The organism is Ensifer sp. PDNC004 (genome assembly GCF_016919405.1).
In the GTDB taxonomy this organism is placed as follows: Bacteria; Pseudomonadota; Alphaproteobacteria; order Rhizobiales; family Rhizobiaceae; genus Ensifer.
This window is the reverse complement of record NZ_CP070353.1, coordinates 1224498-1238327: the sequence shown is the minus strand read 5'-3', so window position 1 is coordinate 1238327 and position 13830 is coordinate 1224498. Positions and strand designations below refer to the sequence as shown.

Here is a 13830-nt window from a genome sequence, read left to right as displayed (position 1 = left end):
GATCGGCCGCGAAGTCAGGGGCTAAAGTGCGGGCGCAATGAGCGAAACGGAAATGCGGCAAGCGTCGCTCGACGTCGAACGCGGCAGCTTCGGGGTGCCCGGTTCCGATGCCGCCGTAATCGCGGCGACCGTGCCTGCAACAGGGCGACTACCCCCGTTTCTCCGGCCGTCGTGGCGGGCAATTGCGAGCCGCGCAGCCCGTTTCCGGCCTGCCGCCGTCAACCCGGCGTTCCTCGCAGCGATCGAAGAGGAAAGGGCATTCGGTCACGGTTTTGTGTTGATCCCGGTGTTCTTGATCTTCGGTGTACTCGCCTGGCTGGCGCTGCCCTTCGATATCCGGATTGCCAATCTTGCAGTGCTGCTGTGCATTTTTGGAATGGCAGCGTTGGTCTGTCGGTGGAAACTGGCGCCCGTGGGTCCTCCGCTGGTTGCCGTGACGCTGTTCATCGCTGGCATGCTGCTGGTCGCGATCGAGACATGGCGCACCGACACGGTTGTTCTCGACGCTCCGGTCACCACGAACCTGCGGGGCACGGTCTTTTCACGCGAGCAGGATGATCGCGGCCGGTGGCGTTACGGGCTGGAAATCGAGGAAACGAGCCGGCCAAAACTGCGCCGTCAGCCGCTGAAGGCGACGCTGGTGACGCGGGGCTCCGGAGAGCCGTTTCCGCTCGGCGCTCTGATCGAGGGCAGGGCGCGCCTGTCTCCGCCCTCAGGCCCGGCGCTGCCCGGCCTGAACGATTTCGCCTTCGACAGTTATTTCAAGGGAATTGGCGCCGTCGGGTTTTTCTACGGCGCGCCGAAGCTATCCGAGAAGGTCGCGAGCGAAGAGGGTGGCACTGTGGCCGCGCTGCTTTCGGCGACGAAAAAGACGATGGCCGCGATGCGGGAAACGGTCGGCGAGAGGATCCGCTCGTCGATCGGCGGCGACACTGGCGCGCTTGCGGCGGCACTGGTCACCGCAGAGGAAAGGGCAATCAGCCGAGAGACCGTCGAGGTGCTGCGACAGGCTGGGTTGGCGCACGTGCTGGCGATCTCCGGCCTCAACATGGCGCTGGCAGCCGGCACCTTTCTGATCGGCGCGCGCACCGCTCTCAGCATGGTGCCGGGGCTCGCGCACCGCGTGCCGATCAAGAAGGTCGCGGCGGCCGGCGCGCTGCTGATGGTCTGCTTCTACATTCTCATCTCGGGCGGCGCCGTATCGGCACTGCGCGCCTGGATCATGATCTCGATCATGCTGGTCGCGGTGTTCTTCGATCGCATGTCGATCAGCCTGCGCAACGTCGCGCTCGCTGCAATCGTCATCGTCGTGCTCATGCCCTCGGCCGTGGCCGGGCCAGGCTTCCAGATGTCCTTCGCCGCCACACTGGCGCTGGTTGCCGGCTACGGGCGCTGGCGCGAACGGCGCACGGGCAAGGCCGAAGCGCCCGGCAGCCGCAGCAAGGGGCGCCTCATCACCGGCGTCGCCGCGGGCATCCTGATCACCTCGCTTATCGGCGGTCTGGCAACGTCAGTCTATTCGATCGCCTACTTCCATAGGCTGCCGGCCTATGGCCTCATCGCAAACATTCTCACCATGCCGCTGATCAGCATCGTGATCATGCCGTTCGGGCTGTTCGCCATGCTGCTGATGCCGTTCGGGCTCGAGCATCTGCCTTTGATGGCGATGGCGTGGGGTCTCGATCGGATGCTCGACGTCGCGCGGTTCGTGACGTCGCTCGACGGCGAGGTCGTGACCGGCCGCATCGGCCCCATCGGCTTCGTGCTGATCGCGATCGGCGGTGTCTTTCTTTGCGTCCTGCGCAGTTGGCTCGCAATCTCTGGCATCGTGCTGATCTGCGCAGGCTTTCTCAGCCTGGTATTCGAAGGCGGCAGCCGGCCCGATATTGTGATCGCCGAGGACGGCCGTCTCGTCGGCTTGGTCACGGATGATGCCATCGCAACGAACCGGCCGCGTCCGCCGGACTTCATATTCTCGCAATGGCAACGGGCGCTCATCGTCGCGAAACATGAGCGGCCGGCCACGCTTCCGCCTGCGGCCGACGGTCTTTATCCGGCTATGGAACAGGCGGTCAGAAGAGCGCCGCCGATTGAGGGAGAGAAGGCTGCCGCGATCCGCGCCGATTTTTCATCGGCGATCGCGGCAAGCAAGGCAGGCAGTTTCGTCTGCCGCGACAAGCAATGGTGCGCCGCGCGCAGTGCGGTCGGCTGGACGATCGTCACTCTCGAAAATCCGCGCCTCTTTCCCGCCCTGTGTGATCAGGCGGACCTGATCGTGGTCGCCGCGCGGGTCGATGCCGAAGCGTGCGCCGTGCGCGGAGCCCGCATCGTCGATGTCGCTACGCTGCGCCGCACCGGCGCAATCGAAATCCGGGCGGAACAGCAGGAGGGGCTCAACTCACCCGCCATGCAATTCCAGTCGGCTTTCACGACGCTTGCCCGTCCCTGGGAGCGGCATCGCACCTATGATTGGCGCAGCGGCGCCTTCGTCGAAGACCAGCCGACGCCCTGAAAACGTCGGTCCAGCCTGGGCAATGGACGGTTGCGAAATTATTCTTGATTGATAAACTCCACAAATCCTTGTCATTCGGTTTTCCGTTGCGTAAACAGCCTCGGAAGCGCGCAAGGGTGGTGGCGGATGACGGCAAACCCTTCGCCCCGACACGACGAAATGGACCAGTACGTGAGGAACGAGATGCCGAGACGAGCCCGATCGACGATCAATTTTCTGGCAGCCGCAATGCTGGTCCTGTCCTCCGCAGCTTCTCCGACGGCCGCCCTGGCACAAGCGACAACGTCCGCACCCGTGGTCGACGGTACGCAGAGCGGCGCAACCGCGCCGTCCGCATCCGCGCCGGTGGCGGAAGGTCAGGGCACGGCCGCAACCTTTCCGTCGGTTGACCCGGCGACCCAGGCGCAGCCGGCACTGCAAACTCCAGCCGCTACGTCGGGCGAGGGGGCTCCGGTCGCGGTTGAAGGCACCACGACGACGGCTGAAAGCGCGCCTGCAACAAGTGAGGGCGCAGCAAGCCCGGTGCTGCCGCACGACCTTTCTCCAATCGGCATGTTCATGGCCGCCGACGTGGTGGTGAAGAGCGTGATGATTGGTCTTGCGCTGGCGTCCGTCGCCACCTGGGCGATCTTTGTGGTCAAGCTGCTGGAACTCTTTGGCGCCAAGGCGCGCCTGACGCGCGCGGTTCGCCTGCTGTCGGCCGCCAACGGCCTGGCAGACGTCAAGGGGTCCTTCGACGGCAAGTCGGGACCGGCGCCCGAAATGGTCGCCGCGGCGATCGACGAGATGGCCCGCTCGGAGGCGGTGATCGATCACGCGCCGACGGGCGGCCTTAAGGAGCGTGTTTCGTCGCTTCTGACCCGCATCGAGGTTCGCGCCGGCAAGCGCATGACAAGCGGCACCGGCATCCTGGCCTCGATCGGTTCCGTCGGCCCGTTCGTCGGTCTGTTCGGCACGGTCTGGGGGATCATGAATTCCTTCATCGGCATCAGCAAGGCGCAGACGACCAACCTGGCGATCGTGGCGCCGGGTATCGCGGAGGCGCTCCTGGCGACCGCCATCGGCCTGGTCGCGGCGATCCCGGCCGTCGTCATCTACAACTATTTTGCCCGCTCGGTCGGTGGCTACAAGGTGATTCTCGCCGATGCCGCTGCAGCCGTTGAGCGGCTCGTCAGCCGCGACCTCGACCATCGCCTGGCCCGCAAGGCGCAGCCGCGCCGCCAGGACTTCGGTCACGCCGAGACGACCATCGCACGGATCGGGTGACCCATGGCTGGAAAAATCAGCGACGGCGGCGGCGATCTCGACGAAAACGCCGAGATCAACGTTACTCCCTTCATCGACGTCATGCTGGTGCTGCTGATCATCTTCATGGTGGCGGCGCCGCTTGCCACCGTGGACATGAAGGTCGACCTGCCGCAATCGGCCGCCAAACCGGCCCCGCGGGACGACAAGCCGGTCTTCGTGACGCTGAAGGCCGATCTGGCACTGGCGATCGGCAACGATGAAACGGCACGCGAGAGCTTTGCCGACGAGTTGAAGCGCCTGACCGAAGGCAATACCGAGACACGCGTCCTGCTGCGGGCGGACAAGGCTGTCGACTACGGCGAGTTGATGACGGTGATGAACCTCATTCAGAATGCCGGCTACACCAAGATTGCCCTCGTCGGGCTGGAAGGCGCGCCGGGACGCTGATCCCGGCCGGCTATCGTGTCGCCTCCGCTGTTCGCGGTGCAATTCCCTCCCGTTTTTCCGGCGCAAATTGCCGCTGTCGCTTGAAACCGGCCGGTCGCCGATTTATGAGCTTACCTCAAAGGCTTTCCGACGGGAGCCAGTAGACGATCGTGCGTGCTTGCCCGAAACCGGGCGCCGCGCCTATCCGGACCACGAGGGCACTACCATGAATTTCGAAGCAGCGCGCACCAAGATGGTGGACAACCAGATCCGCACGACGGATGTCACGTCCCACTCGATCCTGTCCGCGTTCCTGAGCGTCCCGCGCGAGGAATTCGTGCCTGCCAAGATGAAAGAGCTCGCCTACATCGATACGGATATCGCGCTCGAGGTTGCCAACGGCAACGCGCCGCGCTTCCTGATGGAGCCGTCGCCGCTCGCCAAGCTTCTCCAGTTGGCCGAAATCGCCAAGTCCGATGTCGTTCTGGAGATCGGCTGCGGCACCGGCTATGCATCCGCACTGCTGTCGCAGGTTGCAGGTTCGGTCGTCGCGCTCGAAAGCGATGAAGGCCTCGCTGCCACCGCGACCGAAACGCTGTCCCGCCTCGGTTACGACAACATCGCCGTGGTAACCGGCGAACTCGAGAAGGGATACGCCGCCGAGGCACCCTACGACGTGATCTTCGTCCACGGCTCGGTCGAAGTCCTGCCGACCGCTTTGTTCGGGCAGCTGCGCGATGGCGGGCGGCTCGTGGTCGTTGAAGGATTTGGCAATGCTTCTCGCGCTAAACTCTACGTGCACGAGCACGGAAAGACGTCCGAGCGCCCCGATTTCAACACCGCGGTCAAGCCGCTCCCCGGCTTCCGTCGTGCACAGGAATTTGTTTTTTGAGGTCCCACTTATTGAGGGATATCAACAATTAAATGCGCTGCTAAAATAACAATGTTGCCAATTCGCAACGGGGTACTTGTTTCTTTTTGAAATGGCTGCGCAGAGTATGGCTGCCCAGTTGTCGGAATGCTGATTCCGGGTTTCAAAGAGTGCAGTGGTAGTGATTTGCTCACCAGTGGGCGGTGTGAGCGCTTCATCGCCGTGTCTAGTTGGGGTCGCTTTTTGCAAAAAGAGCGGCGCCGCGGAAATAGAGGGCAGGCTCTGCCGCCCCGATCGGAGAGAGAAGTAATGGTGTCGATTGTCCGCAAAGCGGCCCTCATGGCCGCCGTTTCGACAAGCTTGCTGCTTGCACCGCAAGCAGTACTGGCCGAGACGATCTTCGGCGCAATGGCCAAAGCCTACGCAAACAACCCTGACCTGAATGCCGCGCGGGCCGGCCTCAGGGCGACCGATGAGAGTGTGCCGATCGCCAAGTCCGGCTTTCGCCCCCAGGTGGCAGCCTTCGCGTCCGGAACGCTTTCGACCATCGACCGGGAAAAGACCCTGAGCGAAGACCTCCACCAGGGACAGGTCGGCATCACCGTAAACCAGATGGTGTTTGACGGCTTTCAGACGCTGAACAATGTTCGCGCCGCCGAATCGAACGTGTTTGCAACCCGCGAATCGCTGCGCGCCAACGAGATTTCCATTCTCCTTTCGGCCGCCACGATTTACTCCAACATCGCGCGCGATCAGCAGCTCGTATCGATCCGCAAGCAGAACATCGCGTTCCTTCAGGAGCAGGTGAACGCGGCCAAGGCCCGTCTGGACGTGGGTGAGGGTACCCGTACCGACGTAAGCCTTGCAGAAGCCTCGCTCGCCAACGCCCAGTCGCAGCTTATCGTCGCCGTCGCTCAGTTGAAGCAGAGCGAAGCGACCTATGTGCAGATCGTCGGCGACGTGCCGCGGGGCATCAAGCAGGCCTCGCCGGCTTCCAAGAGCCTGCCGCGCACGCTCGATCAGGCCGTCGCGACCGGTCTGCGGGAAAGCCCGATCATTCTGTCGGCACAGTACTCCGTTGATTCGGCCGGCTATCAGGTCAAGTCGGCGGAAGGCACGATGCTTCCCGGTGTGACGCTGCAGGGCCAGGTTGGCCGCACCACCGGCAATGCCAGCCAGTTCGATAGCAATGCATCGAGCATCACGGCTCGCCTTGAGGTTCCGATCTATCAGGGCGGTGCCGAGTACGGCCAGATCCGCCAGGCCAAGGAACGCCTCGGCCAGCAGCGCATCCTCGTCGATTCCGCCCGCGCTTCGGTGCAGCAGACAATCGTTTCGGCCTATGCTCAGCTGGAAGCCGCGATTGCGCGCATATCTGCCAACAAGGCGCAGATTTCCGCTGCCAAGCTGGCGCTCGATGGCGTGATCGAAGAGCGCAAGGTCGGCCAGCGCACGACCCTCGACGTACTCGATTCGCAGCAGGACGTGCTTCAGGCGCAGGAACTCCTCGCTCTGGCGCAACGCGATGCCGTCGTCGCCAGCTATTCGCTGCTTGCGGCCTCCGCGCGGCTGACGGTCAAGGACCAGGGGCTTCAGGTCGCGGAATATCGCTCCGAGGAGCACTACGAGGCGGTCAAGGACAAGTGGATCGGCTTGCGGACCGTGGACGGTCGCTAAGAGCGTCCTCTCGTCTTTCCAGATATTGCAGCAGCGCCCCGGTATCCCCGGGGCGTTTCTATTTTTTCCCCTGAAAACAAATCTGTGCAAGAATCCGGGCGACTGATTCGTGGCGTTTGTTTCGTCCGCGAACTCACTTAAGGTTTGTCGGAAATCGGCGCATGTCCAGTTTTGGAACACATGTCTGCCGCGTCAAACGAGGATGGAAATGGCACAGCTCAATGTCGCGCGTGAACCGTCGATGGATGAAATCCTGGCATCCATTCGCAAGATCATTGAGAGCAACGAACCCGGGCAAGCCGGGTTCGCGCCGCACGAGCAGTTCGAGGACGAGGCTAGCGACGAGATCGAATTGACCATCGACAGCGAGATCGAGACCATCGCCTTTGGCCGACGCGATGAGCGGGACGAGCCCCCGAAGTCGGCCTCCGTCGCGCCGGCCGTGGAAAGCCCGGCGGTACAGACTGAGCCGTCGTCGGCAGCACAGCCGCCGCTTTCGCTGGCCGATGTCGCGGCGCGGGTTCGGGCCGCCTCCGAGCGTCATGCCACGGGTTTTCCCGCACGGGAGGTTCAACCAGCGCCGCAGGTCGTCGCCATTCAGGACAGTCCTGTCGTCACCTCGCGCATGGCCGCGGTTTCTGCCCCGAAAGCGCCGGTGATCGAGCCGGTTGCCGAGGTTGAGGCGCTGGCCGAGCCAGAGGCCGCCGCGCCGCCGCCAGTCGAACTACCGGAAGTTTTAAGCGCGATTCCGCCCGTGGCAGCCGTCGCGCTGGATGCGCCCGCGCCGGAGACGGCACTTGCGGCGATCGTCTCCCCGGAGGTCGGCCGCAAGGTCGCTCAGTCCTTCGGCGATCTTGCCCACGCAGTGGATCAGGGATCGCGACGTTCCTTTGATGAAATTGCCGAGGCGATGCTGCGGCCGATGCTGCAGGAATGGCTCGACGACAATCTGCCGACGCTTGTCGAGCGGCTCGTCCGCGAGGAGATCGAGCGGGTCGCGCGCGGCCCTCGGCGCTAAAAGCCGAAGCCGAATACGAAAGAAGCCGCGCTGTCGTCGCGGCTTTTTGCGTTCGTGTTGACTTGCGCCGGCCGTTCCGGTTTACAAGACGCTGACATCAATCTCGTAAATTGGCTCCAAAATGCTTGATAAGACCTACGATTCCGCATCCGTCGACCCGCGTATCGCCAAGAAGTGGGACGAAGAAAACGCGTTTCGTGCAGGGGCGGGTGCCAAGCCCGGCGCCGACAGTTTCTGCATCGTGATCCCGCCGCCGAACGTGACGGGTTCGCTGCACATGGGCCACGCGCTCAACAACACGCTTCAGGACGTGCTGGTTCGCTTCGAACGCATGCGCGGCAAGGACGTGTTGTGGCAGCCGGGCATGGACCATGCCGGCATCGCGACCCAGATGGTCGTCGAGCGCAAGCTGATGGAGAGCCAGCAGCACCGCCGGCAGATGGGCCGCGAAGCCTTCATCGAGAAGGTCTGGGAATGGAAAGCCGAATCGGGCGGGCTCATCTTCAACCAGTTGAAGCGGCTCGGCGCGTCCTGCGACTGGTCGCGCGAACGCTTCACCATGGACGAAGGGCTGTCCGAAGCCGTTCTCGAGGTCTTCGTCTCGCTCTACAAGGAAGGCTTGATCTACAAGGACAAGCGCCTGGTCAACTGGGACCCGAAGCTCCTGACCGCGATTTCGGACCTGGAGGTCGAGCAGCACGAGATCAACGGCAATCTCTGGCACCTGCGCTACCCGCTGGAGCCCGGCGTCACCTTCGACTATCCGGTTGCCTTCGATGAAGACGGCAAGGCGACCGAGTGGGAAAAGCGCGATTATCTCGTCGTTGCCACCACCCGTCCGGAAACCATGCTCGGAGACAGCGGCATCGCCGTCAATCCCGAGGATGAGCGCTACAAGCCGCTGATCGGCAAGCACGTCATCCTGCCGATCGTCGGTCGCCGTATTCCGGTCGTTGCCGACGACTACGCGGACCCGACCGCCGGCACCGGCGCGGTGAAGATCACGCCTGCGCATGATTTCAACGACTTCGACGTCGGCAAGCGCGCCGGTCTGCGCGCGATCAGCATCATGACGATCGAAGGGCGCATCACCATCAAGGACAACGAGGATTTCCTCGAAGGGCTCAGCGATCCGGCTGCCCTGCATGGCGCCTGGGACGAACTCGAAGGCAAGGACCGCTTCGAAGCGCGCAAGATCATCGTTCGCATCTTCGAAGAGGCAGGCCTTCTCGACAAGATCGAGCCGCACAAGCACATGGTTCCCCATGGTGATCGCGGTGGCGTGCCGATCGAGCCGCGCCTGACGGAACAATGGTACGTTGACGCCAAGACGCTGGCGAAGCCGGCGATCGCCGCGGTCAAGGAAGGCCGGACCAACTTCGTTCCCAAGAACTGGGAGAAGACCTACTACGAGTGGATGGAGAACATCCAGCCCTGGTGCGTTTCGCGCCAGCTCTGGTGGGGGCATCAGATTCCGGCCTGGTATGGTCCGGACGGCCAGGTCTTCGTCGAAAAGACCGAGGAAGAGGCGCTGCACGCCGCGATCCAGCACTATCTGGCGCATGAAGGCCCGATGAAGGCCTATGTCGAGGACCTGCTCGAGAACTTCAAGCCGGGCGAAATCCTAACGCGTGACGAAGACGTTCTCGACACCTGGTTCTCCTCGGCGCTGTGGCCGTTCTCCACGCTCGGCTGGCCGAACGAGACGCCGGAACTGGAGAAGTATTACCAGACCGACGTGCTGGTCACCGGTTTCGACATCATCTTCTTCTGGGTCGCCCGGATGATGATGATGGGCCTGCATTTCATGAAGGATGCCGACGGCACCCCGGTCGAGCCGTTCCATACGGTCTATGTCCATGCGCTCGTTCGCGACAAGAACGGCCAGAAGATGTCGAAGTCGAAGGGCAACGTCATCGATCCGCTCGAACTGATCGACGAATACGGCGCCGACGCCCTGCGCTTCACGCTGGCGATCATGGCCGCCCAGGGGCGCGACGTGAAACTCGACCCGGCGCGCATCGCCGGCTATCGCAACTTCGGCACCAAGCTGTGGAACGCGACGCGCTTTGCCCAGATGAATGGCGTTACCAGCAGCGATGGCTTCATTCCCGAAGCCTCGTCGCTCACCGTCAACCGCTGGATCCTGACGGAACTGTCGCGCACCATCCGGGACGTTACCGAGGCGCTTGATGCCTATCGCTTCAACGACGCCGCCGGCAGCCTCTACCGGTTCGTCTGGAATCAGTTCTGCGACTGGTACCTCGAGCTGCTGAAGCCGATCTTCGGCGGCGATGACGAAGCGGCAAAGCGCGAGTCGCAAGCTTGCGTTGCTTATGTTCTCGACGAGATCTACAAGCTGCTGCACCCGTTCATGCCGTTCATGACGGAAGAACTCTGGGCGCAGACGGCGGGCGAGGGGCAGGAGCGCTCGACGTTGCTGTGCCACGCGGAATGGCCGGCGCCGTCCTATGCCGATGACACGGCGGCCGACGAGATCAACTGGCTGATCGATTTGGTCTCCGGCATTCGTTCGGTCCGTTCGGAGATGAACGTTCCGCCAGCGGCAACAGCACCATTGATCGTGGTCGGTGCCAACAACCTGACGCGCGAGCGCCTGCAGCAGCATGCCCAGGCGATCGGTCGCCTGGCGCGTGTCGAGCATATCGATCACGCCACTGTCGCCCCGCGCGGCAGCGCCCAGATCGTCGTTGGCGAGGCAACCGCCTGCCTGCCGCTCGGCAACCTGATTGACCTCTCGGCCGAGAAAGCGCGGCTTGAGAAGGCGATTGCCAAGGTGGAAGCAGAGCGCGAGCGTATCCTCGGCAAGCTGGCAAACGAGAAGTTTGTCGCCAACGCCAAGCCGGAGCTGGTCGAAGCGGAACGTGAGCGTCTCGTCGAACTCGATCTCCAGAAGGAATCGCTGAGCGTTGCGCTGACGCGCGTCGCCGAGGCCGGCTGAGGCGAGAAATTCGCTGGGAACGACGCGGACGTTCAAGAGGATGATCGACCGTAGAGAATCGAAATCCGCGGCAGAAATGCCGCGGATTTTTATTTTAGAAATTCAAGATAAACTTCCGCCGATCGAGATTTGGCATTGATTCGATCAGTTGAATCCGCTGGGCGAGCGATTAAGCGCGCGTGGTGTTTGAACGGAACTTCAACGGAGTTTTTCGTCGTTCTACCGCAAAAAGCGATAATGTTGTTCCGGTGACACAGGTTTTCGATGGTTTGGAAATCCATTCTAATTTAGTGGATTTAATCCATGATTTTAGAAAATGGTTCCAATCTGGCGCCATTGTGGCCAAATCATGAGAATCTTACGTAAATTCTGTGACCGATCGGGCGTGCTACCTGCTAGATCTCGCATTTGCGATTTCACGGGATCGTGAGAATACTTCGGCCCACACGACATGAGGTGGAATGTCGCAGTTTGCAGTGCAGGGGGAGGAGCTGGATGGCTCACATGAATTTTAAGCGGGGTGTTCTGTCGGTAGCAGCGGGTTTGCTGTTTGCCTCCGCCGCGCACGCGGGCGGCCTTGAACGCGGCGGTTACAACATCGATCTGCTGTTCGATCCGTCGGATTATGCGGGGGAAGCGTCGGCGACCTATGTCAATCCGCAGCGCGAATTGAAGAACGTCCGTGATACCGATACCGGGAACACCAACATTCTTACCGGGACTTTTGGTGGCGGCAATCTCAACAACAGACCGAATACTGCTGACGACACCGAGAGCTACTGGGTTCCGCGCGTCGGCGTTAAGGCGGCCTTTGGTGACAGCGTCGACTGTATGGCTGACTACTCCCAGCCCTGGGGTGCCCACACCAATCCGGGGCAGAACTGGGCCGGTGCCAACAGCAATATCGAAACGAAGGTAGAGAGCGACAACTACTCCGCGACCTGCTCCTACAAATGGGACATGGGGCCAGGCCAGTTCCGTGTGATCGGCGGCGTCTTCTATCAGGAAGTCAACGGCTTCAAGGAACGGCTGGTTCAGGATTATACAGGCACGCCGCTCGCTGGTGCCTTTACCGGCATTGGCAGGCTCGAGCTTGGAGGGCATGGCTGGGGCTGGCGCGCAGGTGCTGCCTACGAAATCCCCGAGTATGCCTTGCGAGCGAGCCTCGTGTACAACAGTGCTGTCGATCTGGATAACCTCTCGGGCTTCATCGACCTTCGCCAGCTGGGCTTCGTTGTACCGGGCGTGGGCCTTGTGACCGGTACGAAATACGACGTAAACGGTGCGGCTTCGATGCCGGACTCGCTGGAACTCAAGCTGCAGAGCGGCTTTGCACCCGGTTGGGCGGCATTTGGCTCGGTGAAGTGGACGGACTGGAGCCAGCTTCAGGTCCTGAAATTCTGCCCCGCCACGGTCTCCCGTACTACGCCATGCACGAGCCTTGATCTTCTCTACCGTGACGGCTGGACCATCACCGGCGGTGTCGGCCACAAGTTCAATGATCAATGGAGTGGCGCCGTCAGCCTGACCTGGGACCGCGGCACCAGCCACGGGTATGGAACGCAGACCGACACCTGGACGCTGGGAACCGGTGTTTCCTACACGCCGACCGAAAATCTTGAGTTCCGTCTTGCCGGTGCGGTCGGCATCATGACCGGCGGCAGTTCCGGCGCGGTCAAGTATGGCGACGACGTCATTGGTGACGACGTTTCCTACGATTTCGACGACGACTTTGTCGGTGCCATTTCGACATCGATCAAAGTGAAGTTCTGATCCTTCGTCATCTGATCCTGCAAGGCCCGGTTTTACCGGGCCTTTCTTATGTGTGGAGCCTCTTAACCACGCGTCCGCACTGTCCCGCAATGTGACGATTCAGCAACACTTTTAATGCTAGAGTTTGCTAGGATCAGACTCGTTCCGGCTATGTCCATTTCCCGCCACAAACAGGGAGCAGCGATATAGGAACAAGCCTGCAATGTGAGTGTGATACCTGCAGCGTTTGGGGTGAAATGAAACTTGGATCGACGACCGTCATGACAGATGTGACCTCTGGCACGCCAGTGCAAGTGGTCCATTAAAATGACGGCTTCGGGAACTATGTCTAAGTTTCATTGTGGAAAGGTTGCGTCGGCTCTGTCGGCGAAGTTGGTGAAGTTCGCGGCGGCGGGTCGTCCGGGCTTGTGTGTTTGCAGCGGTGATGGGTTCGGCGTGGCCGGCTGGAACGGAAGAATTAGACTGTGATGCTTGCGGGTGAACTAAAGTCACTAAAGGTTGCGATACTCGGCGTGTCGCTGGCGGTCTGTGGGACCCTCGCCATGCCGGCCTACGCTTTTGATCCCGGTGCGGGCGTCACCAAGGAATCGGGTCCTTTCGCCCTCTTCAAGTTCGGGTTTTCCGCCTACAAGAATGGCCGCAAGGACGAGGCCGTAGAAGCCTACAAATACGCGGCCGAGAAGGGCCATACCGGCTCCCGCTGGGCTCTCGCCAACATGTACGCCTATGGCGACGGTGTCGCCGAGAACGACCTCGAAGCCTTCAAGATCTACAGCGAAATCGCCCAGCAGGGCGTAGAGCCGGGCTCGGAAGACACCGGTTACTTCGTCAACGCGTTGATCTCCCTTGCCGGCTACTATCGCCGCGGCATTCCCGACAGCCCGATCAAATCCGACATGTCCCAGGCGCGCCAGCTCTATTTCCAGGCGGCATCGACCTTCGGCGTCGCCGAGGCGCAGTTCCAGCTCGCGCGCATGCTCTTGTCGGGCGAGGGCGGTAGTGTGAACGTTCAGCAGGCCAAGAAGTGGCTCAACCGTGCGCGCAAGAGCGGTCACGCCGGCGCCATGGGTGTCTTTGGCAATGTGATTTTCCAGGAAGGCCAGACCGTTCGTGGTCTCGCGTTCATGACCGCGGCGCTCGATCAGTGTTCGCCGAAGGATCGGCCCTGGATGCAGTCGATGCAGGAGCAGGCCTTCTCGCTTGCCAGCGAAGACGACCGGCGCACGGCCATCGCACTGTCGCAGAACCTGCATATGCAGGGCGACGACGACTGATTGTCTGGTCTTCGGACGATCCCCAAACCGGCCCGGCCCAGGGATCATTCTCCACATAGATCTGGAATA

General features: G+C 61.9%; 9 protein-coding genes. All 9 read left to right on the top strand.

Annotated elements, in window-relative coordinates; all coding sequences use genetic code 11:
- Positions 1–37: 37 nt before the first annotated feature.
- The 9 genes from JVX98_RS14210 to exoR all read left to right on the top strand — a co-directional run bounded on the left by JVX98_RS14210 (position 38) and on the right by exoR (position 13761).
- The gene (locus tag JVX98_RS14210) at positions 38–2512 is read left to right on the top strand and encodes a ComEC/Rec2 family competence protein (RefSeq protein WP_246765028.1); all 2475 of its coding nucleotides are present in this window, start codon (positions 38–40) and stop codon (positions 2510–2512) included.
- Between the two features lie 183 nt (positions 2513–2695).
- Positions 2696–3778, top strand: a complete 1083-nt coding sequence (gene exbB, locus JVX98_RS14205; protein WP_246765027.1) for a tonB-system energizer ExbB — start codon at positions 2696–2698, stop codon at positions 3776–3778.
- Between the two features lie 3 nt (positions 3779–3781).
- The gene (exbD, locus tag JVX98_RS14200) at positions 3782–4207 is read left to right on the top strand and encodes a TonB system transport protein ExbD (protein ID WP_034796684.1); all 426 of its coding nucleotides are present in this window, start codon (positions 3782–3784) and stop codon (positions 4205–4207) included.
- A 205-nt stretch (positions 4208–4412) separates the two neighbouring features.
- Entirely contained in the window at positions 4413–5078 is a 666-nt protein-coding gene (locus JVX98_RS14195) for a protein-L-isoaspartate O-methyltransferase (RefSeq protein ID WP_043611551.1), read from the top strand.
- Positions 5079–5366: 288 nt separating this feature from the next.
- Positions 5367–6734 carry a TolC family outer membrane protein gene (locus JVX98_RS14190; RefSeq protein ID WP_192446047.1) on the top strand — a complete coding sequence of 456 codons (1368 nt, stop codon included), beginning with the start codon at positions 5367–5369 and terminating at the stop codon, positions 6732–6734.
- A gap of 208 nt (positions 6735–6942) precedes the next feature.
- Positions 6943–7752 carry a PopZ family protein gene (locus JVX98_RS14185; protein WP_205239018.1) on the top strand — a complete coding sequence of 270 codons (810 nt, stop codon included), beginning with the start codon at positions 6943–6945 and terminating at the stop codon, positions 7750–7752.
- 121 nt (positions 7753–7873) lie between these two features.
- A complete protein-coding gene (locus JVX98_RS14180) occupies positions 7874–10714 on the top strand; it encodes a valine--tRNA ligase (protein ID WP_205239017.1) in 2841 nt (946 codons plus the stop codon).
- Between the two features lie 495 nt (positions 10715–11209).
- A complete protein-coding gene (locus JVX98_RS14175) occupies positions 11210–12487 on the top strand; it encodes an outer membrane protein transport protein (RefSeq protein WP_205239016.1) in 1278 nt (425 codons plus the stop codon).
- A gap of 467 nt (positions 12488–12954) precedes the next feature.
- Positions 12955–13761, top strand: a complete 807-nt coding sequence (exoR, locus tag JVX98_RS14170; RefSeq protein WP_043611562.1) for an exopolysaccharide production regulator ExoR — start codon at positions 12955–12957, stop codon at positions 13759–13761.
- The last annotated feature ends 69 nt before the right edge of the window (positions 13762–13830 follow it).

Excerpts from the sequence above, each read along its gene's own strand:
- JVX98_RS14210 (WP_246765028.1), top strand. The coding sequence starts at position 38 with ATGAGCGAAACGGAAATGCGGCAAGCGTCGCTCGACGTCGAACGCGGC.
- exbB (WP_246765027.1), top strand. The coding sequence starts at position 2,696 with ATGCCGAGACGAGCCCGATCGACGATCAATTTTCTGGCAGCCGCAATG.
- exbD (WP_034796684.1), top strand. The coding sequence starts at position 3,782 with ATGGCTGGAAAAATCAGCGACGGCGGCGGCGATCTCGACGAAAACGCC.
- JVX98_RS14195 (WP_043611551.1), top strand. The coding sequence starts at position 4,413 with ATGAATTTCGAAGCAGCGCGCACCAAGATGGTGGACAACCAGATCCGC.
- JVX98_RS14190 (WP_192446047.1), top strand. The coding sequence starts at position 5,367 with ATGGTGTCGATTGTCCGCAAAGCGGCCCTCATGGCCGCCGTTTCGACA.
- JVX98_RS14185 (WP_205239018.1), top strand. The coding sequence starts at position 6,943 with ATGGCACAGCTCAATGTCGCGCGTGAACCGTCGATGGATGAAATCCTG.
- JVX98_RS14180 (WP_205239017.1), top strand. The coding sequence starts at position 7,874 with ATGCTTGATAAGACCTACGATTCCGCATCCGTCGACCCGCGTATCGCC.
- JVX98_RS14175 (WP_205239016.1), top strand. The coding sequence starts at position 11,210 with ATGGCTCACATGAATTTTAAGCGGGGTGTTCTGTCGGTAGCAGCGGGT.
- exoR (WP_043611562.1), top strand. The coding sequence starts at position 12,955 with ATGCTTGCGGGTGAACTAAAGTCACTAAAGGTTGCGATACTCGGCGTG.